The organism is Pseudomonas sp. SWI44 (assembly GCF_002947915.1).
Classification (GTDB): domain Bacteria; phylum Pseudomonadota; class Gammaproteobacteria; order Pseudomonadales; family Pseudomonadaceae; genus Aquipseudomonas; species Aquipseudomonas taiwanensis.
In genome coordinates this window covers 4,787,860-4,809,531 of record NZ_CP026674.1, presented here as the reverse complement: position 1 = coordinate 4,809,531, position 21,672 = coordinate 4,787,860, and the positions used below count along the sequence as shown (strand labels likewise).

At 60.3% G+C, this 21,672-nt stretch carries 17 protein-coding genes; 7 read left to right on the top strand and 10 right to left on the bottom strand.

Annotated features, from left to right (window positions below):
* Window positions 1-23: 23 nt before the first annotated feature.
* The 5 genes from C4Q26_RS22685 to C4Q26_RS22665 form a co-directional block, all read right to left on the bottom strand.
* Window positions 24-515, bottom strand: a complete 492-nt coding sequence (locus C4Q26_RS22685) for a hypothetical protein (protein WP_023381048.1) — start codon at window positions 513-515, stop codon at window positions 24-26.
* Between the two features lie 172 nt (window positions 516-687).
* Window positions 688-1,245: a DUF4174 domain-containing protein gene (locus C4Q26_RS22680; protein WP_104883581.1), complete on the bottom strand. Its 558-nt coding sequence runs from the start codon at window positions 1,243-1,245 to the stop codon at window positions 688-690.
* A 229-nt stretch (window positions 1,246-1,474) separates the two neighbouring features.
* Complete coding sequence (locus C4Q26_RS22675) at window positions 1,475-6,031, bottom strand: NEL-type E3 ubiquitin ligase domain-containing protein (protein WP_023381050.1); 4,557 nt, start codon at window positions 6,029-6,031, stop codon at window positions 1,475-1,477.
* A gap of 80 nt (window positions 6,032-6,111) precedes the next feature.
* The gene (locus tag C4Q26_RS22670; RefSeq protein ID WP_104883580.1) at window positions 6,112-8,472 is read right to left on the bottom strand and encodes a DNA polymerase II; all 2,361 of its coding nucleotides are present in this window, start codon (window positions 8,470-8,472) and stop codon (window positions 6,112-6,114) included.
* A gap of 343 nt (window positions 8,473-8,815) precedes the next feature.
* The gene (locus C4Q26_RS22665) at window positions 8,816-9,736 is read right to left on the bottom strand and encodes a LysR substrate-binding domain-containing protein (RefSeq protein WP_023381052.1); all 921 of its coding nucleotides are present in this window, start codon (window positions 9,734-9,736) and stop codon (window positions 8,816-8,818) included.
* A 162-nt stretch (window positions 9,737-9,898) separates the two neighbouring features.
* On the opposite strand from C4Q26_RS22665, the gene C4Q26_RS22660 reads away from it, so the two are divergent.
* The 7 genes from C4Q26_RS22660 to C4Q26_RS22630 all read left to right on the top strand — a co-directional run bounded on the left by C4Q26_RS22660 (window position 9,899) and on the right by C4Q26_RS22630 (window position 15,283).
* On the top strand, window positions 9,899-10,675 hold the full coding sequence (locus C4Q26_RS22660; RefSeq protein ID WP_023381053.1) for a YqcI/YcgG family protein: 777 nt from the start codon (window positions 9,899-9,901) through the stop codon (window positions 10,673-10,675).
* A gap of 2 nt (window positions 10,676-10,677) precedes the next feature.
* Window positions 10,678-11,304: a LysE family translocator gene (locus C4Q26_RS22655; protein WP_104883579.1), complete on the top strand. Its 627-nt coding sequence runs from the start codon at window positions 10,678-10,680 to the stop codon at window positions 11,302-11,304.
* A gap of 42 nt (window positions 11,305-11,346) precedes the next feature.
* Entirely contained in the window at window positions 11,347-12,441 is a 1,095-nt protein-coding gene (locus C4Q26_RS22650; RefSeq protein ID WP_023381055.1) for a hypothetical protein, read from the top strand.
* A gap of 158 nt (window positions 12,442-12,599) precedes the next feature.
* Window positions 12,600-13,295, top strand: coding sequence for a hypothetical protein (locus tag C4Q26_RS22645; RefSeq protein WP_023381056.1), 696 nt, complete (start codon window positions 12,600-12,602; stop codon window positions 13,293-13,295).
* Window positions 13,296-13,371: 76 nt separating this feature from the next.
* Entirely contained in the window at window positions 13,372-14,073 is a 702-nt protein-coding gene (locus tag C4Q26_RS22640) for an AzlC family ABC transporter permease (RefSeq protein ID WP_023381057.1), read from the top strand.
* The gene (locus tag C4Q26_RS22635; protein ID WP_023381058.1) at window positions 14,070-14,384 is read left to right on the top strand and encodes an AzlD domain-containing protein; all 315 of its coding nucleotides are present in this window, start codon (window positions 14,070-14,072) and stop codon (window positions 14,382-14,384) included. The genes C4Q26_RS22640 and C4Q26_RS22635 overlap by 4 nt, the downstream gene beginning before the upstream one ends.
* On the top strand, window positions 14,381-15,283 hold the full coding sequence (locus C4Q26_RS22630; protein ID WP_104883578.1) for an AraC family transcriptional regulator: 903 nt from the start codon (window positions 14,381-14,383) through the stop codon (window positions 15,281-15,283). The genes C4Q26_RS22635 and C4Q26_RS22630 overlap by 4 nt, the downstream gene beginning before the upstream one ends.
* Here the strand turns inward: C4Q26_RS22630 and dinB are convergent.
* From dinB to speD, 5 genes are read right to left on the bottom strand one after another with little or no spacing between them, the layout of a single operon-like run.
* Complete coding sequence (gene dinB / locus C4Q26_RS22625; protein ID WP_256583295.1) at window positions 15,231-16,340, bottom strand: DNA polymerase IV; 1,110 nt, start codon at window positions 16,338-16,340, stop codon at window positions 15,231-15,233. The two genes, C4Q26_RS22630 and dinB, sit on opposite strands and share 53 nt — an antisense overlap.
* Window positions 16,333-18,384 carry an ornithine decarboxylase gene (locus C4Q26_RS22620; protein WP_104883576.1) on the bottom strand — a complete coding sequence of 684 codons (2,052 nt, stop codon included), beginning with the start codon at window positions 18,382-18,384 and terminating at the stop codon, window positions 16,333-16,335. Before C4Q26_RS22620 ends, dinB begins: the two co-directional genes overlap by 8 nt.
* Window positions 18,362-19,579 (bottom strand): MFS transporter, encoded by a 1,218-nt coding sequence (locus C4Q26_RS22615; protein ID WP_104883575.1) that lies wholly within the window; start codon window positions 19,577-19,579, stop codon window positions 18,362-18,364. Before C4Q26_RS22615 ends, C4Q26_RS22620 begins: the two co-directional genes overlap by 23 nt.
* 12 nt (window positions 19,580-19,591) lie before the next feature.
* Entirely contained in the window at window positions 19,592-20,998 is a 1,407-nt protein-coding gene (locus C4Q26_RS22610) for a coproporphyrinogen-III oxidase family protein (RefSeq protein ID WP_104883574.1), read from the bottom strand.
* Window positions 20,982-21,371 (bottom strand): adenosylmethionine decarboxylase, encoded by a 390-nt coding sequence (gene speD / locus C4Q26_RS22605; RefSeq protein WP_104883573.1) that lies wholly within the window; start codon window positions 21,369-21,371, stop codon window positions 20,982-20,984. Before speD ends, C4Q26_RS22610 begins: the two co-directional genes overlap by 17 nt.
* Window positions 21,372-21,672: the final 301 nt, after the last annotated feature.

The window sequence follows — 21,672 nt, the reverse complement described above, 5'->3', positions numbered from 1 at the left end:
CGTGGGTAACGCAAGGGTGAGGGTCAGGACTTGCCGGCCAGGTGGCTGAATAGCCCGTCAGGCATGGCCTTGCCGTTGGCCTGGTAGATCGACTTCAGATGATCGTAGGCTTCCTGCTCGGAGATGAAACCATCGTGGTTGCGGTCGATCTTGTCGAAGTCGGCGGCACGGTCCTTTGCCACCACCAGAAACTCCTGGCGCGAGACCTTGCCGTCGTGGTCGGTATCGGTTCGAGCGAAGGAGGCATCGCCACATTTACCCTCCCCGCATTTGCCCTCTGCCCCGGCCTTGGTGCTGGCGCCACACTTGCCTTCGCCGCATTTACCTTCACCGTGAGTAGCCTTGGCACTGCCACCACACTTGCCTTCGCCGCACTTGCCTTCGCCTGGGACCTTGGCTGAAGCCAGTTGATAACCCTGGGCCAGCGGTTCGGCCGCGAACGCAGTGCTGCCAAAGGCCATGCTACCGATCAGTGCAGCGCCGAGCAGTCCGAGAGTATTGCGTGCATGAGTCATGGTGTTGCTCCACTTGTGGTTGGGAAGTGGAGCCATTAAGCCGCTTGGATGTGTCGCAGGTGTATCACCACAATCTGCGTTTGGTATGAGAATGCGTCTGTTGCCGTGACAGATACACAGCGATACATTCAGACCCCGTCAGCTGGCGGCAGTCGAGGTCCGTGCAGGGTGGTCAGTCTTCCAGCGGCTTGGGGGGCGCCGCCGGCTTGGCCGGTTTCGCCGGCTTGCTGTCCTTGGCCTTGGGCTCGGGTGCAGCTGCAGCCGCTACCGGTTCCGGCGCAGTGATGGTTTTCTCGCTGGCCGGCAGGTCGTCGACGGCCTTGAGGATCACCTGTGGGTCGATCTTCTCGCCGGTGTCGTCGTCCCTGAGCATATGACGCTCGCCATCCTTGCCCACCAGAATGACCTTGGTCCCCTTGCTTGCCCCAAGCTTGAGCTCGCGGATCAGGGCCATGGTGGTCTGTTGCTCGAGGTTCTTGTCCTCGCGCTTGCCCATCATGTTGGCGACGCTGTATAGCACCAGGCCGCGTTCCTTGAAGGCAGCCTGGGTCGCGGGGTCCTTCAGTGCCTCGTTCAGCCCCCGCAAGGTCGGGTCGGCTGAACTCGGGGCAATGATCACCAAGGGCCGTGCCTTGCCCAGTTCCTTGGCCAGTGGCGCGTCGCTGTCGGCGGCGAACACAGGGCCTGTGACGGCGAGCAAGGTGGCGAGGGTCAGTGACCGGACGAGCATGCGCATCTCCTTAATGTTTCGATAAACCAATGACTACAGATCACGGAGAAAAATCCGATCCGGAGCCTAAACCAGTTCCAACGCCCAGTGGCCAAGGAAAAGTAACTGACAGTTTCCAGCCCTGCGTCAGACTCGGACGTCGAGCCCTTCAGAAAGTGCCGATACCCTGACTGAGCATAGTCCAAAGCCACGGGCGCGCAGGGGCTCAATGGTTTGCGCCGGGCCGCGGTCAGACGTCGATCCCGGGGTCTTCCGGGCCGATTTCCATGGCTCTGAGTGTGATGTCGAGCATCAAGGCGCGCCGGGCGGCACGCTGCTCCTCAAGGGTCGCATCCGACTGATCACGCCGCTGTTCATCAGTCAGCGTGTCATCGTCGAGCACCGTTTCAAGCCGTTGCCTGAATGGCTCGTCGACCGACGCGAAGCGATCAGGATAGGTGCGCTCCAAATGCTCTCGCCAGAAGGCACGATCCACCAGCGAGCGTGCGACGTCGTCTACGTTCTGCTCCCAGGCGAGAATCCTGGTTTCAGCCTCTGCCAAGGCTGCTTCATCGACGCCTGACAACAGGCGAAAGCTCATGCTACCCACCGTAATCGGCAAACCCAGCCGGTCGCGAAGACCAACCCGATAAGCCAGCCCGACCTCGCTCTCATCTGGATTGCCACCCCGTTGTTGCCGTAAGCGGATCTCCTGCGCGGCATACCGATCAACGGCATCCTGACGCCATAAACGCCTGCCCAGCGCGAGCAGACTGCGCTCTGGGTTTCCCCCGACCCGGGTCCGAGCACGCCAGGTCAGCACATTCAGCTCCAGGTTGCTCAGGCACCAAGTGGCGCCGTCCTGGCAACCCCACTCGTCATTGGCCACGACGAACAGTTCGTCACGCAGCGAGGCATCCATCGCCATCGCCTGCAGAAGGGCCAGCACCCGGTTTGCGAGGGACGGGGCATCGATGTGGAAATCGGCTGAATGCACCAACTGCTGCAGCACCCGGAACAACCGCTCCGACACGGCGCCCTGATCGACGGTTTCCCAGGCCGCCATCAGCAGGCCGCGTAACCGTGGGCCGATGGCATCCCCCCACACTTGACGTGCGTGAGCGAGCTGTTCATTGCGCAAGGCTTCGTCCACGGGTTCGGAAATATCCATGAGCGAAGCATGCAGACGCATCATTTCTGCCTCGCCCAGCGGGTTACCGGCCAACCTGATACTGCGCCGGGTACGGAGCGAGGCCTGGTAGAAGCGCTCGGGTATATGCCTGATGCGATTCTCACGCAGATCCACGTAGACCAGCTCATGGTTGAGCAGGCCGCTGGGAAACTGCCTGATGGCCGTGCTGCGCAAATTCAACCAGCGAAGTCGGGTCAACCCAGCCAAGGTGAACGCGCGCCCCAGCGGGTTGTAGGACAGATCGACGTACTCCAGGTTGCCACAGCTGGCCAGCATGGCGGATTGCGCCATATCGAGGACGATCTCGTTGTTGGTAAACGTGAGATGACGCAGGTGTTGCATCTGCAACAACGACTGCGGCAGGCGGGTCAGGTAGTTGCCGCCCAGGTCCAGGACCTGCAAGCGAGGGAAAGCCAATAGAAAGCTCGAAGGCAGGTCCTCCAGATCCATGCGCAGCAATGACATTTCGGAAACATGGGCAAAGCTGACCTGCGCCGGTATAGGCGGCAGCTCACCGAGCCTGGAGTTGTAGGTCATGATGCGGTAGTCCTGGTCGGTATTGAGTTGCGACTCGCCAACCGAAACCGTTCGACGCCAGCAGTCGATCATCGTCGTACGAAAACTGTCCCGATCCTCCCAGACATCACCCTCGACCTCTCCCACCCAGGCGCTCAGGGTGTTGCGCAAGACGGTCAGCTGTTGCTGCAGCGTGCTCAATACCGTCTCGACCCGGCGTCCGGACCGCTGCACATGAGTGATCCAGGCCTCCACCTGCTCATCGGTGAACGTGGGGTACAGCTCACGCAACATTGCACTGAGCGAACGATCGGCACCTCGCAATTCGCCCGAACTGCACCCGCCCAGGGGGTAGCCGAGGCGACCGTCGGCCAAGCGCAAGGGCAAGCGGGTCGCACCCGGGCGCAACGGACTGAGCAAGCGCTTGACCTCGGCTCTTCGCTGCGCCGCTTCAAGTCCCAGGATCACCCGAAGGTTGTGCGCGAAAGGTTCGGCGATTGCCATGGCTTCACGCTGACTCGCGCCATAGGCCCTGGCCATGACGTCGAACAACTCCCCTGGCTCACCCAACAGCACGCCGTGGGTGTCGCGCAGTTGGAAGGCGCCGTTGGTGTGCACCAGGTCGAACGCTTGCTGCCCTAGCTCGGTCGAGGCTAGCAATGGCCCCTGAAAATAACCCTCGAACAAGCGCCAGCGGATACCCTGCTCGCCACCTGGCAGGTGCTTGAGCATTCCCAGCGCGACGCGCGCCAGGTCTGCGTTTTGCGGTGTATCGATGTTGAATGCCTCGAACACCCGCGCGGTACGAATGCCCAGCACACAGCGCCGCGCCGCCTCAGCCAGACGCAATGGCACCCGGCCGTGCTCCAGCAGGGTTCGGCGGTCCTGTACGTTGGCTGCCTCGACAAGCGCTTGCGCGGCTCGCGGGTACAGCCCCGTGAAGACCCGGCGCAGCGTGGCGCTGCCCGGGCTTTCTACGGGCTGCTGGGCCTCGTACAAACGTCCCAGCAACAGCCGTCGCTGAGTCCAGGCAAGCTCAGCCAACGCTTGGTCGGACAGGCTTTGGGCGCCTGTCAGCCCGCGAGCCTGGTCCAGCACCATCGGATCGTCGACCACCTCACCACCACGCAAACGGTTGATCGCTCGTCGAATGCGCTGGTCAAGGCCGATGCGCTGTGCACTGTCGAGCATTCCGGGCTCAGGCGCCAGGCCATAGACATGCAGGGCCCGTACATGGTCACCATCCATACCTTGGAACAGCAGTACCTGATCGATTTGTTCGTCGTTCAGTTGATTGAGCGGCTCACCCAGCCGGCGGAACATCCGATGGGTGTCGCGCCAGTCTGCCGGCTGCTCGCTCCAAAGTCGCCAGGCGCCGGCACCATTGCTTCGCAGGGCCGGGCCATGCCCGTTATGCGGACGCAACTGCCACTGCCCTTCGCCACCTTGCTCGACCACCGGATAATGATGCCCGTCCATCTCGATCCAGGCGTGATCGCCCAAGCGCCAGATGCCCTGCGCATCCCGGGTTGCCGCCGCGCCAGGCAATGTGCTGCGGTAGGGCATCAGGTCCTGCTGCCAGAGCTTGGTACTGCCGTTTTCCAATTGCGCGGGCACCATGGCATCGACCAGCGAAGAGCGCGTCCACAACCGCCGTACGACCACTCCCCCGACAGCCACGGCACCAATGGCCGCAAGGTCGATGGCCACGTTGGTCAAGTGGTCGAGCGCCTCCTGGTGGTCGCCATCACGCCACGCTTCGATACCGTGATAAACCTCGTCCAGCAGTTCCCACACGGCCACTGCCAGCAAGGCGGCACCGATGACAGGAACGAACAGACCTGCCACGTTGAGCAGTGTCCAGCCCTGTGCTGCCAGGCGTTCGTCATGGGCCCTTTGGACTTCACGATCGAGTTCGGCGACCGGCATGGCGATGACGGCGGCATCGTCCTTGATCTGGCGGACGCGGGCATGGGCGAGGCTATTGAACAAGGGTGCCGGGTAGGCGCGTAAGCGCGGCTTGAGGTCCAGCGTCGCCCATGCGGGCAAATCGGCGTAATCGGGAATGATCGTGGAGAAGAATGCCTGGCTGTCACGGCGGCGCACGAAGCGGGTGAAGAATCGCTGGTAGGACGGCTCACGCAGCCGATTGCCAAGCGCGCGCGCAAGCTCATCCATGCTTGCGAAGGCACTCCAGGCTGCCACCGGATCACCCGGGACATGCATCAGCAGACGCCGGGTCGTGTCCAGCAGCGGCCCCTGGTCGATGACTTGCAGCACGACGATCTGCTCCAGCTCGCACCCCAGCAGGCTCAAACGCCTGGCAACCACCAGATCGCCCGCCAGGCGCAGCAACTTGCCGTCGATGCACATGGCCACCAGCAACCTGAGCTCGCTGTCGTCCAGCTGTTGCTCCTGTCTGGCCTTGTAGGCGTCGACCAGCATGCTGAAGCGGCTGGCGTCACGCAGCAAGGCCTCCACGCGCTCGTCGCGGTCGCCGGGCGAAAGGATCGAGTCCAGGTGGCGTTGGTAGGCCTCACCCAGATCGAGCTCACGGCACAGGGCCGCGAACTCGATGGCCGTGGGCGGCTTCACCGAACCCTGGCGCGGCATCAGCAGACGGTTGCCCACCGGCTGGCCGCCTGCCAGCGCCTGTTCGGCGGTGAAGTTGCGCAGTGCGACCTCGAGCAACGGTTTTTCTTCGTACACCACTTTCGTCAGGTGCGCGCCTACCGGTTGCTCGTTGATGACAGGTTCGCGGCGCCCCTCCAGAAACCGCATGCGGCGCAGGTTAGCGGTGATGCCGTAACGGTCCTGCAATGCGGTTGCCAAGGCCGACTCGACGAAACCGTCGATATCCTGCAGGCGCGTCAGCAGTCTGTTCAGTTGCTGCCGGCAGGCAAGGCTCTGGGCCAATGCCTTGCCGATCTCGGGTAACTGTGCGACCGGCGCATCGCGCAGCCATCCAGGCAACCGCCTGCCAATGATTCCGTCCTGGTAGGCCCTGCTCGCCTTTCGATAGGTTTCGAAACGCTGGGCTTCGACCGTCACATTGTCTTGCGTGGCGGTTGGTGTGTGTGGCGATGGTTTCGTGCCCATGCTCGCGGCCTCGTGGTCGACAAAGACCGCCAGCCTAGGCAGCAAGGGTGTTTCAGGGCGCTAGATAGGTAATACCCGCCTCAGAACAGTAGTAGCTGGCGATCGGTCAACGCCGAGAAGTCATCGCCGACAAAGGGCAGGATGGCGTCTGCCACGGGTTGAAGCTGGCGACTGAGGTAATGGTCGTAGTCGATGGGCGACTGCAGGTTTTCCAGCGGTTCCGGGCCTGCGGTGGTGATCACATAGCTGATCCATCCGCCATTCTGGTATTGCCGCGCGCGCCCCAGGCGGCTGTTGTAGTCGTCGGCCATGCGTGCGGCGCGCACATGGGGTGGCACGTTGCGCTGATAATCGGTCAGTGGCCGACGCAGGCGTTTGCGGTAAACCAGCAATGCGTCCTGCTCGCCTGCCAGGGTGCTTCGCACGAACTCCCGGACATACTCGCGATAAGGCTCGCCGCGGAAGATGCGCCCATACAGGGCCTGCTGGAATTGCTGGGCCAAGGGCGACCAGTCCGTGCGTACCGACTCCAGTCCCTTGTACACCACATCGTCACTGCCATCGGTGCGCTGGACCAGGCCGGCGTAGCGCTTCTTGCTGCCCTCGTCGGCACCACGAATGGTGGGCATGAGGAAGCGCCGGTAATGCGTTTCGAACTGCAGCTCAAGGGCACTCTCAAGGCCCATGGTCTCACTCAGGTGATGGCGCCACCACTGATTGACCTCAGCCACCAGCGCGCGACCGATTCGGGCCGCAGCCTCCTCGCCATGGGCCCCTTTGAGCCAGACGAAGGTGGAGTCGGTGTCGCCGTAGATCACGTCATAACCTCGCGCCTCGATCAACGCGCGGGTCTGGCGCATGATCTGATGGCCGCGCAGGGTGATGGACGATGCCAGGCGTGGGTCGAAGAAGCGGCAACCATTGGAGCCGAGCACGCCGTAGAACGCATTCATGATGATTTTCAGCGCCTGGGACAGCGGTGCATTGCCTTCACGCTTGGCCGCCTCCCTGCCCTGCCACACCCGCGCCACGATAGCCGGCAAACAATGCTGGCTGCGCGAAAAGCGCGCGCCCCGAAAGCCTTCCACCGAGTGTTCCTCGTCCGGCTGGCGCAAGCCCTGGACCAGTCCCACCGGGTCGATGAGGAAGGTACGGATGATCGAGGGGTACAGGCTTTTGTAGTCCAGTACCAGCACCGAGTCGTACAGGCCAGGGCGCGAGTCCATGACGAAGCCACCGGGGCTGGCTTCGTCCGGGCGACTGCCCAAGTTGGGGGCGACGAAGCCCAGGCGATGCATGTGCGGAATGTACAGATGACAGAACGCGGCCACCGACCCGCCACTGCGATCCACCGCCAAACCGGTGACGGACGAGCGCTCCAGCAGGAATTCCAGCAGCCGCGTATGGGCGAAGATGCGGGTGACCAGTTCGCAATCCTTGAGGTTGTAGCGCGCCAGCGATGGCTTGTCCTGGGCGAACATGCGGTTGATTTCGTCCATGCGCTGGTAAGGGGTCTCGATGGCCTTGCCCTCCCCTAGCAGAGTCTGGGCGACGTTCTCCAGGCTGAACGAAGGGAAACTCCAGGTTGCCGAACGCAGCGCCTCGATTCCGTCGATCAGCAGGCGACCGGGGGCATCGGCAAACACATGGCCCCGGCTGGCCTGGGCGCGCAAGCTCAGGACAGCGCCATTGCGGCCCAACGCCAGTGGCACGTCCAGTTGCTTGGCATGTTCGTGCAACAGCCGCAGGTCGAACTGCACCAGATTCCAGCCGATGATGGCGTCGGGGTCGTGGGTGGACAACCACTGGTTGAGGCAGGTCAGCAGTTCGGTGCGGCTGTCGCAGTAGTGCAGGTCGAAGTCCAGGTCTTGAACATCGCCATTGGCTGGGCCGAGCATGTAGACCTGTCGCTGGCCACAGCCTTCCAGTGCGATGCTGTAGAGCTCGCCGCGCTCGCTGGTTTCGATGTCCAGCGAGACCAAGCGCAGGTTTGGGCGGTAGTCCGGCGAGGGTTTGAGCTGGGCGTCGCACAGGACCCCTTGAGCGTCGGGTTTGCCGGTGAACTGCACGGGAGCGGTGATGAAGCGCTCCATCAGGTAGCGCTCGGGGGGGCGTATGTCGGCCTCATGGACCTCGATCCCGGCGCTGCGCAGGCGTTGTTCCAGTTGCATCAGCTGGCGGTGCTGGCGGGTGTACAGGCCCATCACCGGTTGCTGCTCGAAGGTTCGCAGGTCCAGCGGTTTGAGTTCGACAGCCGTTTCATTGGCCAGCAGTGCGCGGGTGCGGTCGGCGTCTTTGCTGGCGATGAAGGCGATTGACGCCTGAGGGGCCAGGCGTACCTGGCGGGGGCCTTGGTCGGTAGCCAGCCAGAATTCCACGCAGGTGCCTTGGGGGGTGTCATGCCAGTGTCGGGTCAGGACGAAGCCCTGCTGCACATTCACTGCGTTGTCCTCAGAATGGCTGTTCGATTCAAGAGGTGATTCTACCTCCAGTCGCCGATGGGAGGTTCGACAACGGCAGAATTCGCGAGTGCGCACCCGTTCAAACACACCCGGTTGCGACTTCAGGAAGTTTAAAAGTGATGACGCGTCGCCTTGGCAAATGGATGCTCACGCATCCAGAAACCAACACGCCAGACGTCAGGTCACCAACGTAGGCGCGGCATTCAAACCGCGCGAGGCTCCAACCGCTGCCTCCGGTCTCCCGGCCTCCTGTCGTGGCAATCGGCTGAACCTGAACTTGCGCACACGAGAAGCAAAGAAGAGCAAGAGCGACACCGAGAAATCACCCGTATAGGTAATTGATATCCTTGTAGGCCAACGCTGGCACCTGCCCCAGCAGGAACTCACGCAGCTTGCCCATCTGCCGGGCCTTGGGACTCGCCTTGAGCCAGGTCATGTAATAACCATCCCCCGTCGCCACCGCATGCTTGAACGGCGTCACCAACCGCCCCGCCGCCAAGTCAGCACTGGCCAACACCAGGTCCACCACCGAAATCCCCAACCCTTGCTGCGCCGCGGAAATCCCCTGGTCGAGCGTATCGAACACCTGACCATGGTCGATGCTGATATCCAACGCATCCATACGCGCCAACCAGCGCCGCCAGTCTCGCCTATCCGGTGACGGATGAAGGAATTCACAGTGACGCAGATCCCCCAGGTCCGGCTGCGGGTTATCCAGGTAATCTGGGTGACACACCGGGATCAGCCACTCATCGAACAACTTGAAACTCTCGACATCGGCCGGAAAACGCCCATTGGCCAGCAAAATCGCGCAATCGTAGGGCTCGGAATAGAAATCCACCGTGTCGATGTCCATCCACACGCTCGACAATTGCACGCTGCAACTGTCATCGACCTTCTTGAACGCATCCAGCGCCCTCAGCAGCCAACGCACCGTCAAAGTCGATGGCGCTTTCAAACGCAGGCCATAGCGGTCCTGACGCAATAACGCACATGCATTCTCGATGATCTTGAAGCCAACCTTGAGCTCCTGGGCCAACAACCGCCCGTGCTCGGTCAGGCGCAACTTGGGACCTCGGCGCTCGAACAGGTCGCAGCCGAACATCGCTTCCAGGGTCTTGATGTGGTGACTGACCGCCCCTTGGGTCAAGGCCAGTTCCTCCGCCGCCCGGGTGAACGACCCGTATCGAGAAGCCACCTCGAACGCACGCAGCGCGTGCAAAGCCTGAATCCGTTCCGACATGGGGTCTTCCGAAGCATGAGTGAGACTAATAGTAGGTCATAGTTCCACGCGTTTTACAACCTGAGGGCCGTCTCAGAAAATGCAGGTAAATAACAAAGATAAACAAACAAACTGCCTGCATATGACTGGAACGTCCACTTATCTTAAACGCCTGGGGAAATCATGTTTACAGGTTATGGAAACTGCTATCGCCTGGATGCGCTAGACGCGGCCTCTGAACATGTCCGGAATTCGCAACACTGGACCTACACGACCATACAACACTTCAAAGGCGTCCTTGCCAACCCCGAATTTCCTTGCCTGTTCGGGCGCAAGGCAGTGGCTGCCGAAACCTGCCACATCCTCTTCGCACGCGCCGAATACCTGGCTGACGACATGGCCAAGGGGCTTGCCGACTATGTCGTGAACATCAAGCACGTGCCGGTCAAGCAACGCATCGGCAGCCCCCTGGTGGTGTTTCTCGAAACGGCCAGCGAAATGACCCTTGCCGAACAACAGGCCTTGGCCTGGAAAGTCTTGCGTGGCGTTCACGCGCGCGACCCTCACCCCTGGCCCCAGGCCATCCCGACCGACCCTGACGACAGCGGTTGGTCGTTTTGCTACGCCGGCATGCCGCTGTTCATCAACATGAACTTTCCCGGCCACCAGCAGATGAAAAGCCGCAACCTCGGCGCGCACATCACCTTCGTCATCAACCCGCGGGAAAACTTCGACGAAGTCGCCAACGCCAGTACTGAGAGCGGCAAGCGCATCCGCGCCCGCATCCGCGAACGCGTGCACCATTACAACGATGGCGTCGTACCAGACACCCTCGGCTTCTTCGGCCAGGACGACAACTACGAGTGGAAGCAATACCAGCTTCAGGAGCAAGGCTCGCTGAACCCACCACGCTGCCCCTTCCACGCCCTGGCAACCTCTGAATCATTGATCGAGAACTGACCGTGAATACCGCACTGACGCTGACCTACGCCCTGACCGTCCTGCTGCTGATCGCCACCCCAGGCCCGGTGGTGGCACTGATCGTCAACACTGCCGCGGCCTCAGGCTCGCGCAAGGCCATCTTTACCGCTGTCGGCACCAACTGGGCATCGCTGGTACTGATCGGCGCGGCAGCTTGGGTCATTCTGACCAGCGCCGCCATCGACAAGACCTGGCTCAGCGCCATGAGCCTGCTGGGGTGCCTGTTCATCGGTCATATCGCCGTGGGCACCCTGAAAGACGCGCTGCAAGCACCGGCTGCCGAGGCATCCGGCGAGGCATCCAAGGCTGGACGCGGAGGCTTGTGGCAAGGGTTCATGGTCGGCATTTCCAATCCCAAGGACATCATCTTCTTCATCGCCTTCTTTCCCCAGTTCATCCAGATCACCGAATCGTTCGGCAAGAGCATGGTGGTACTGTCGCTGCTCTGGGTGTTCATCGACTTCGCGGTGCTCAGTCTCTACATCTTCGCCATTGGCAAGATCGCCTCGCAGCGTAGCAACCGCCTCATCAGCTTGGCCTCGGGCGTCGCCCTGCTTCTGATTGCCACCGGTGGCCTGCTGTACAACCTCAAGGAGCTGGCCTCCTGACACAGGCGAGCCAACCCCGTCGCCCCAGAAAGAGGAATGCCCATGACGACGACCGACACAGCCAACGACGCGCCGGACATGCCCTCTTCCCTGCAGCAGGACTATCAGCATTTCCTGTTGATGGGTAACCAGCGAGCGCCGCACACCTTGCAGGTGCACGAGCGCGGCTATCGCTCGGGCACCATCAACACCGATGCACTGGGCTTTCGCTACAGCCATTTCGCTGGCAAGCGCTTCTCGGCGGCCGAACGTGGCCCGGCAGGACGTGTCAACCTGCTGGTCGGTGGCTCCGCCGTATTGGGCATTGGAGCCAGCTCCGACGAGCACACCGTGGCCTCGCACCTGTCGATGCTCACCGGAGAGGTATGGCTGAATCTGGCCAGTTGCGGACTCAACGCCAGCCAGGAACTGCTGCTGTTCCTCACCCATCAGCACCGCTTCGGGCAGATCGGCCACGTGGTGGTTCTAAGTGGCCTGAACACCTTGGCCCACGAAGGCTTGAGCGAAGTCCTCGACGGCCTGCTCGACCCACAGCATGCCAAGGCCCAGCAGGCATTTCTCGACAGTTTCAAGGAAGGGGTTCAGCCCCCGGCCTCGCCAACCAACCAGTCCTTGTGGCGCCGCCTGGGGCAAGCCCTGGCGCCGCGCAGACCATCTACCCCGATCAACTGGACACTCTCCTCGCCAGAAAAACGCATGGCCCGCGCCGCCGACACCATCGGCCGCACCCTGCGCCAATGGGAGCGCATGCTAGCCGACAGCCACGCCACGCTCACCTTCATTCTCCAGCCACTGCTGCCCTGGTGCCGGGACACGGTACCCGCTGGCGAGCAAGCAATGCTGGCAGCCCTGGAGCGTCGACCGGCGAACTTCGACAAGTTGTTGGAGGATGCATTCGACAGCCAACTGCACATGGCCTACTTCCGCCGTATCAAGCGCCAGGCCGACCCGGTTCCCTGCTATGACATGAACAGCATGCTCAGCAGCTCACCTGTATTCGCCGCCGAGCTGTTCGTCGATCGCCTGCACCTCAACGACCTGGGCAACAATGCAGTAGCCAAGGTGATCACCGCCAAACTTGGCCTGGCCCAGGAAAAACACGCTCCGCGCAAGGTCACACCGATCAAGCTCGTCTGACAGTTGCCCTTGGGCCTTCCGGCAAGCGCCTGGGCATGGCTAGAATACGTCGTCGTTCCGTTATGCCTGAGGCACCCTGTACCGGCCATGAACCTCGTAGTCCTGCATCAGACCCTGCCCGCTGGCCATGACCGCTGTTCGTCGTGCGAGGGCAGCCTGTGAGTCGCGTCCGACCCCTGCCTGCGCTGTTGTTCGCCCTGTTACCGCTGGCCGCGCAAGCGCTCGATGTGCGCATCGATCCCCATGCCGACCTGCTCTATCGCCAGGCCCTGCCACTGCTCGAACAGGCCGATACCCAGGAAGACAACCCTAGCCCCCTGCGCACCGCCCTGGGCAGCGACCCTGAGTTGACCCGCCAGGGCGAGGCCATGGCCCGCACGTTGCCGACGGCCGTGGCATTGCTGAAGAAGTCCGTGGAATTGGGCCACCCGGTGGCGCAGTACCGACTGGCCCTGTACTACATGACCTACTTGCCGGCAGCACAGATTCCGGATGCCGCCTGCCCATTGCTGGAGGACAGTCTCAAACAAGGGTTCGCCCCTCCTGCCTCGGCCATTGCCAGCTTGTGCGCGCCGTACAACACCAGCCCGACCTACCGCCAGGAGCTGGAAGCCATTCCCAGCATGGCCACGCTTTACGCCCCCTACTACCCGCAACCGGCCTTGCGCCTGGCCTGCAATCGCAGCCAACCACAGGGCCTGCAGATGCAATGGGGGCGTCAGCGCGACTACCAGGCCGAGGTCTACCGGCTGTTGAGCGACCTGGATCCGCAGCAGCGTCAAGCCCTGTTGCAAAAGGCTATCGAGATCAATGGCTGCGCCACCGCCCAGCAGCGTTTGGCCAGCCACCGCTGACAGAGCAAGATCGTTCAAGCCATCGGCTCCCTCGCTCTGGCATGCTGGCCTGCCTAATCGACGTGTCGTCATCGCCATGCCCAGCAGCCTTCCCATTGCCCGTCAAGCCTTTCTCCACGGCGCCATCGCCATTCTCCCGCTGTCCCTGGCCGTGGCCCCGTGGGGGTTGCTGGCAGGCTCCATGGCCATCGAAGCCAACCTCAGCGCCTGGGAAGGCCAGGGGCTTTCGGCCATCGTCTTCGCGGGCGCGGCACAACTGGTGGCCATTGGCATGCTCAAGGGCGGCGCCAACCTGGCGTCGATCCTGCTCACCACCCTGCTGCTGACTTCTCAGCACTTGCTCTATGGCCTGTCCATGCGCCCGGTGCTGTCGAGTCAGCCGCTGCGCTGGCGGCTGGGTCTGGGCTTTCTGCTCACCGACGAGTTCTTCGCGCTGACCAGCCATTACGACCAGCAGCAGTTCAACCGCTGGTACGCACTGGGTGTGGGCCTGACCTTCTATATAGCGTGGAACCTGTTCACCCTGGCCGGGATCATCCTCGGCCAGAACATCCCGCACCTGGATCAACTGGGTCTGGACTTCTCCATCGTCGCCACCTTCGTCGCCCTGATTGCGCCGCTTGTACGCAGCCTGGCGACAGTCGTCTGTGTGGCGGTATCGCTGTTCTGCTCGGTGCTGTTCAGCTACTGGCAGTGGGAAACTGCGCTGGTGGCTGCAGGCCTGCTAGGCATGGCGGCGGGCTTTATTTGTCAGAAGTTTTCCGGAGGCCGCGCATGATCTGGTTGCTGATATTCACCATGGGCGCGGTGGTATTCCTCAACCGCTATGCCTTCCTGGAACCTCGCCTGCCCCTGCGCCTGAGCTCCAATGCCCGGCAGTTCCTGGGCTTCGCCGTGCCCGGCATGCTCACGGCCATCTGCGGGCCGATCATCTTCCTGCCCGACCACCAACTGGACCTGAGCCCGCTCAATCCTTACCTGCTTGGCTCGCTGGTGGCCATCGCACTCGTGCTCTGGACGCGCAGCGTATTGTTGAGCATGCTGGTGAGCATGTTGATCTTCTTTCTTCTGCGTAGCTGGCTGGCATGAGCAGACCCCTGCGCGAACAGACCCACCTCTGGCAAGCGCCTGCCCTGGGCGATGTGGAGATGCTGCATGCGCGGTATTTCCAGCAACGCTTTGCCCCGCACGTGCATGAGGGCTACGTATTTACCGTGATCGAGTCCGGGGCCCAGCGCTTCTGGCACCGAGGCAGCGAGCATCTGGCACCGGTCGGCAGCATGGTACTGATCAATCCCGATGAGCTGCACACCGGGGCCACCGCCCATGAAGCCGGTTGGCGCTATCGCGGTTTCTATCCGGAGCACGAGCGGGTCACCGGCGTGCTGGACGAGCTAGAGCTTGGCCGCCATGGCATGCCGCATTTCAAGGAAAGTGTGATTCAGGACCCGGCCCTGGCCTTGGCGTTCAGCCAACTGCACCAGCTGTCCGAATCCGGCGCCAGTGCCCTCGAACAGCAAACCGCCTGGCGCCAGGCGGTACTGGCCCTGGTGCAGCGCCACGGGCAATGCGCCGAACCTGCGGCGCCCGGCCAGGAACCGCTGGCAGTGGCCCGCGCCCGCGAACTGCTGGAAAGCCAGCTGGCCGACCCGCCCTCGCTTGAAGCGCTGGCGGCGGCGGTCAACCTGTCGCCGTTCCATTTTGCCCGGGTGTTCCGCCAGGCCACCGGCCTGCCGCCACATGCCTGGCTGAAGCAGCGCCGCCTGGCCCGGGCACGGGAAATGCTCAAGCGTGGCTGGGCAGCCTCGGAGGTAGCGTTCGACCTGGGTTATGCCGACCAGAGTCATCTGAGCCGGCAGTTCAAGCAGGCCTATGGAGTGCCCCCTGGGGCCTACCGGCAGGCGTGCATCAGCTCAAACATGCCTGCCGGATCGCTCACAATGCCAACTCAAGTTGCAATGGATCCAGCAGGTCCCGTCGAATCCTGACGGCAACACCAACCAGGCGCACTGCTCGCCCCTGCCGCTTGCTTTCCCAAAGCATTCGACACAGCCCCCGCATGACCTGCGGTTGTAACGCCAGGGCGGGCGCTTCGGCAGTGGCAACAGAAAAATCGGAAAACTTGAGTTTGACTTGATTCTTGATAATAGGCGGTGCGTTGCCTAGCGCTTGCAAGCGGGTCGCTAAACTCGCCAGTAGTTCATCCAGCTCTCGGATACAGCAAGCAAAATCATCACAATCGCTGGGCAACGTATGCTCAACACCGAACGACTGCATACCACTGGGCTTGCCTTCGTAACCTTCCCGGCCCCGGCAACGCTCCCACACATAGAAACCGTGAGCGCCAAGGTGACGCAGCAGGGCCGGTATCATCTCGTCTGTGACATCAGCACATTTTGTACACCCCAATGCTTGCAATACCGCCCAGGTCTTGGGACCCACCCCTGGAATCTTGCGAATGTCCAGGCTCGCAAGAAAGGCCTGCACCTGATCCGGCGCGATAACGAACTGGCCGTCAGGCTTGTTCACCTCCGAAGCCATTTTCGCCAGGTACTTCAAAGGAGCGATACCCGCAGAAGCTGTCAACTGCAGCTCTTGTTCAATGGTCGCCCGGATCCGGCTTGCCATGTAAGTCGCCGATCCGCTGCAGTGCGTCTGCCCTGTCACATCCAGCGTTGCCTCATCCAGCGAGAGAAACTCGACGCTCGAGGTATAACGCCGGAAAATGATGTCCAGCCTGCGAGTCACTGCCTCGTAACGCTCGAAGCGCACAGGCAACAGGACCAACCCCGGACATAAGCGTTGCGCTGTTGCGGTTGCCATGCCGCTCCTGACGCCAAATCGCCTGGCGATGTAGTTGGATGTACTGATCACACCCCGGTCAGTCGCCTTTCCGCCGACAGCGACAGGTCGTTCACACAACCATGGGGCATCCAGCAGCTCGACGGCAACGAAGTAGGAGTCCATGTCGATGTGAATGAATTTGCGCCCGTGACCGTTCGGTTGCTGCCCCGCGCTGTCATGCGATTGAGCGTTTTCAGTCAAGCACGAATACCCCCAGCGAGACCGATCCATCGGTATTACGAACCTTGTGCACACCCTGAATATGCGGGGCAAATTCGGGGTATTGCACAGACAACGCCTCGACTGCCTGCAGGTAGCCAACCAAAGCCGCAGTCCAGCGCTCGCCGGGGGCGATGCACATGATCCCTGGCGGGTATGGAATAACCCCCTCGGCCGCAACCCTGCCCGTAACCTCTCCAATGCTCTGAAGGCGGGCTTCGCCACGCACAAACCGCTGGTTGGCCTGATACGGGGGGCAATCCACCTGTGCCGCCCCAATGGCACTGAAGATCTCACTTTGCCTCTGTTCTACCTGATGTGCGCGATAGAGCGTATTGATGCGCTCACCGAGCATAGCAAGGGATAGCCCCTGATAAGGCGCTGGAGCTAAACGCAGCGAAGGCAGCAATTGCAGCACCGCAGCCCCCTCGAGCAAGTGCGCTTCGAAAAACTCCAGAACATGCACCAACCCATTCAAGGCGGCATTGTTGCTGGATGGCGTCATTAGCAGGGTGAAGGTGTAGAAATCCGTTTTTTCCGGGGTAAAGCCGCAATCTCGCAGGTACTGGGTGACCAGGCATGCCGGGATGTCGAGCTGTCCTCGAGTAGTGAAAATGGCTTTGCATGGGTCGATGTAGTGCAGACCAGGCTCGATAGGTAACGCGCCCTGCGCCTGGTATTCGAGCGGGGTTTCGGAAACAGGCGGCATCAGTGGCCGGATGAACCGGCAGCGGCGTGCCACTTGGTCCCGCAATGTCTGCGCAGCGGCCAACGCCTGCCGCCAATGCCGCTCGCCTTCGCCGTCGGCAAGCATGGCGGCATTTACCTCCAGCGACATGAACAAAGGGTAGGAAGGGCTGGTCGAGGCGTGTTGCATGAAGGCGGCATTGAACACTGGCCGCGGGCAGTAACTTGGCAGATGGCCGATATGCCGGTCTTTCTTGTGAATCTGCGACGCCTGGGAGAGCCCGGACATCTGCTTGTGCACCGACTGGGTCACGACAATACCGGGGGAGGTATCGATCAACTGCACGTTCAGCGGCGACAGTGTGGCCAATGCCGGAATGAAAGGCTCATACCCAGCCCAGGCGCCGTCGAACAGTACGTATTCACAAAGATGGCCAATGCGCGCCAACATTGCCGCTGCGTCGACCACAACTCCATCGCAGGTCGCCTGCTGGATTATCGCCAGACGAAAAGGCCTGGGTTCGTGCGACCGCCGCTCACAGATCTGACCCACCCGGCTGCGCAAGTGCCCCTCATCCAGGGCACCCAATCGGTAGCCGCCCAGCACCCCCCGCTCATCTCGTACATTGTCCAAGTACACCGGCAATGCACCGCACTGGATCAAGGCACCGAGAAACACCGACTTGTGGTTGTTTCGATCCATCAACACCAAGTCGCCTGCCGCCAGCAGAGCGCTGGCAACCACCTTGTTCGCAGTAGACGTGCCATTGAGCACGAACCAAGTATCGTCGGCACCAAAAACCCTTGCTGCCAGTTGTTCGGCCTCTTGTACCGGGCCTTCATGACCGAGCACGTCACCCAGCTCCGGTGCTGCATGGGGGACATCCACATGAAACACTTCCGGCCCCAGCAATTGCCGGAAACGGGCACCGGCCGGGTGCTGCTGTAAACAGGCTCCCCCTTGGTGACCAGGGCAGGCAAACGTGGGTCGGCGTTTGTCGACAAATGATGCAAGCGCACGGGTGAAGGGTGGTAAAACCTGCTGTTCAAAGGCGAGTGCAGCAGCTATCAGCCTGGCCTTGTCATGCTCAGATAATGGCAATTTCAGCTGCCGCTCGTCCCCCCCCTCTGCCGGACCACTCGCAGCGTTCGAACTAATGAACAGTGGTAAACGCCAACGCTCCACCGCTTCACGCACGGTCGCTTGCAGCGCGTCCTCAGGTGTCATATACAAAGCCGAAGCGAGTGCAAGATTTACCGACGAATCCAAAGGTATGGTTTGCACGCCCTCCCACATGTCTACATCGAGCGCCACGCTATAGACGATTGTCGGTGTCATGGTTTTTTCCTTTCAGGTTCCAGCGCACTGGAGCAATAAACAACATCAGCGTCATCCAGATGAAGGTCGCCGGCCCTGCAAGTACAAACACCAAACTGGCAACCAGCCCTGAAACGGCATCACCCATGACGGCCGTGAAATAGTAGAGAGAGAAATTCCTGCCAACTTCCTGCTCACCCGACAAGCACTGGATATTGGTCACGATAGCGATATCGACAAATGCTCCAATGAAGCCGACCAGAAATAGGGCCAGCAGGAATATCCAGCTGTTGACTTGCAGTGCGATTGCGGCAGCCAAAAACAATGCGCCATACAGCAGCCAATACCGCAATACCGTCCGAGTGGTAGTGCGCGGGTTCAAACGTGTGTAAAGCACACCCCCCAGCACAGTACCTGCAGCAAGCAACGAAATTACGTAACCAACCGCCGCTTCGGAGGCAAAATGTTCCAGCACCGCAGCCGGAAGGATGAAGCGAATGACCGACGTTGCAAAAAGTGCACAGAGCGTGGTGCAGCCAATAACGGCAAATAATGGGGCGTTGTTGCTCCTGAGCTTGCTCACATTGCGTGCGGCATCGCGAATTATGGCACGCCCATCAAACACCTGATGCTTGCCTCGCCTGCCAGGTCTGAGGGCGGTGATGGAAATGGCCGACAACACTAGGCACAGCACAAAAAACAGGAAAGTCGCTTCGCGCGTCAGCAGCAGCACACATGCCGAAAAAACCAGCGGACCGACAATCGAGGCGACATCTTCGATCACCTGAACCCCACTGTTCACCGAGGCCAACAGATGCTTTTCGACAAGATCGGGAAAGTATGCTCGAAAGGTCGGCGCATAAAGGCATTCCAGTGCCGTCATGACCATCGCCAACCCAACCAGCACCGGCAATACAGACGTGTGCAGACTGAACAAGGAAAAGAAGGCAAGAGCCAAAACACCTTTGCTCACCTCGACCGCCAACAGCGTTCGTTTCTTGTCGCCGTTATCTGCCAGCCAGCCGCCCAGGGGCGAAAACACCACACTCGGCAAGTAGCGGAAGAAATAGGCAATGCCGATCAAAAGCAGGTCGGCATCGGCCATGGACACGATTGCCACGGCAAATGCAGCTTCGAAGGCAAACTCACCGCATTTGGAAAAGCAGTACCCCAACGCCAGCGAACGCGTTCCGTAATTAACAGTCAACGCCTGCATATCCGGTGCTCCTTAGCCAGCTGCATAAATCAATTCACGCTCGGTGATGTCGCGCCCTGGTACATCAAGCCGCTCGAATACCAGCTTCTTTAGAATGTCCTGCTCACCTGCCGGCATCAGGTAAAACATGATGTTGCTGTACCAAAGCCAGCCAAGCCGCGTCAGCCGATAATGGTTTGTGTCCTCCAGGACCAGGCCTGCCTGGATCAAAGCATCAAGCCGATGTATCAGCGCCTCCGGCACACGGCACATTTCAACCTGGCGTTTGTCGACCACGCCGTGATACGCCAGGCGAACGACCAGCGGCTTGACCACATCCAGCAGCGAATCATGCCCACTCACCTGGCACACGTGCTCCCCTACCGCCATGCGTTGGGTATATTTTTCGCGCAATGAAATGTTGGTAATGACGTGCCCCGCCACCGACGAGATGGCGCCCACGCCAAAGCCCAGCAGGTCATGGTCGGCATAGCCGTAGACATGTTCGTGGTAGACAAATGAGTAATCGTTAGCGAATAGCAAGCTATCGGCGCCGGGCCTGTGCACATAGCCATGGCCATTATAGGGAACATAACCATACTGGCGCAGATGCTCATCGAGCATAAATTTCATGTTGAGCTTGCGCATCGCAGGCATTACGTCCGCGAAGCGAGCCTTGATCTGCTTATGTAGTTTGACGGATGTGGCAGCGTTATTAATAGGGTAGATATCCACATTACTGACGCCCATCTCAACCGCTTTATCAATGTCGGCAAGTGTCTGCTGCTCATGGCTTCCGTTCATGCCATACAGGATGTCGCAGAGCACATGCCCAAAATGGCCGCGCAGCAGTTCGGCAGCACGCTCGATCTTGCCAATGTCCGGGTCGAGATTGAACAGGTGCCGCCATTCACGATCAGTCGTTTGCAGGCCAAATCGTGCATGAGTGATACCAATGGCAGCGAGTGCGCGAATACGCTCTTCGGTGACACTGGTGACATTGAACTCGAATGAGAACTCCTGTACATCGCGCATATCGAAATGACGATGCAGCGCCTCGCCAATGTCGTAAATGTTTCGCGGCGATAGCAGTGATGGTGTTCCACCACCAAAAAATATGGCTCTGACCGGGACCGCCTTCAAGTCCATTACTTGTGCCTTGTACTCTATTTCGCCGATCAGAGCCTGCGTATATCGGTCGATGTCCTCGGCTCGCTTGTACAGCCCTCGGGTAAACGGGCAAAACGAACAAATGGACTCACAGAAGGGGATGTGGAAGTACAACGCCCGTGAACGCGCACTCTTATTCGCAGTGACCATCATCTCAGCAAACTGATTTCGTCCCGGCTGGTAAACATTGAGTGCTTGCGTTGGAAAGAAAAAATTGTAGAGCGGGAACTGATAGTCAAACTTTAACATTCCTCTATCGAGCAACTGCATGCCTAACCCCCCCTGGATCGTTCACTGCACTTCCACGCAACAACGTTCTTCGATTGATTTGTACATCCGCACCAAAAAATTCTGAAATCCCTTCATTGATCGATTGATTACTCTTCCCACACGTATACACGTCAATACTAATGTAGCCGCGCTCAGGATAAGTATGGTAAGAAAGGTGAGACTCGGACAAAAGAAAAAGCCCGGTAACTCCCTCCCCGCCTGAGGAAAACTTGTGAATCATATCGCTTATCACGGTAAACCCGGATGCCTGCAGAGCAGATAAAAAGAAGCAATGCAATGCTTTATCATTGCTCAGCAACTGCGCATTGGCACCGGTTATATCCCAGATGGTGTGGTATCCACGATCGTTCATAAAGCGTGCTCCTTCAGGAAAATGAAGGGGCGGCACGAAGCCGCCCCCTTACTTACCACATGCAAACACCTTTCGCGTCAACGCCAGCCACATCGGTCTTGAACAGTTCGATTGCAGATTTCATATGTGAACTCCTTTCAGATTATTGAGGTCGCCCGTGTATCTGCAGGGCAACTCCAACCTAAGACTTCTTTGGGGCCACACTCAACAACCAAGTTGTAACAAGAACACGACCAACGACATGCACTGACCAAGCAAGCAGAATATTCCTACACTGCTTACATGCTTGATAAGCGCACTA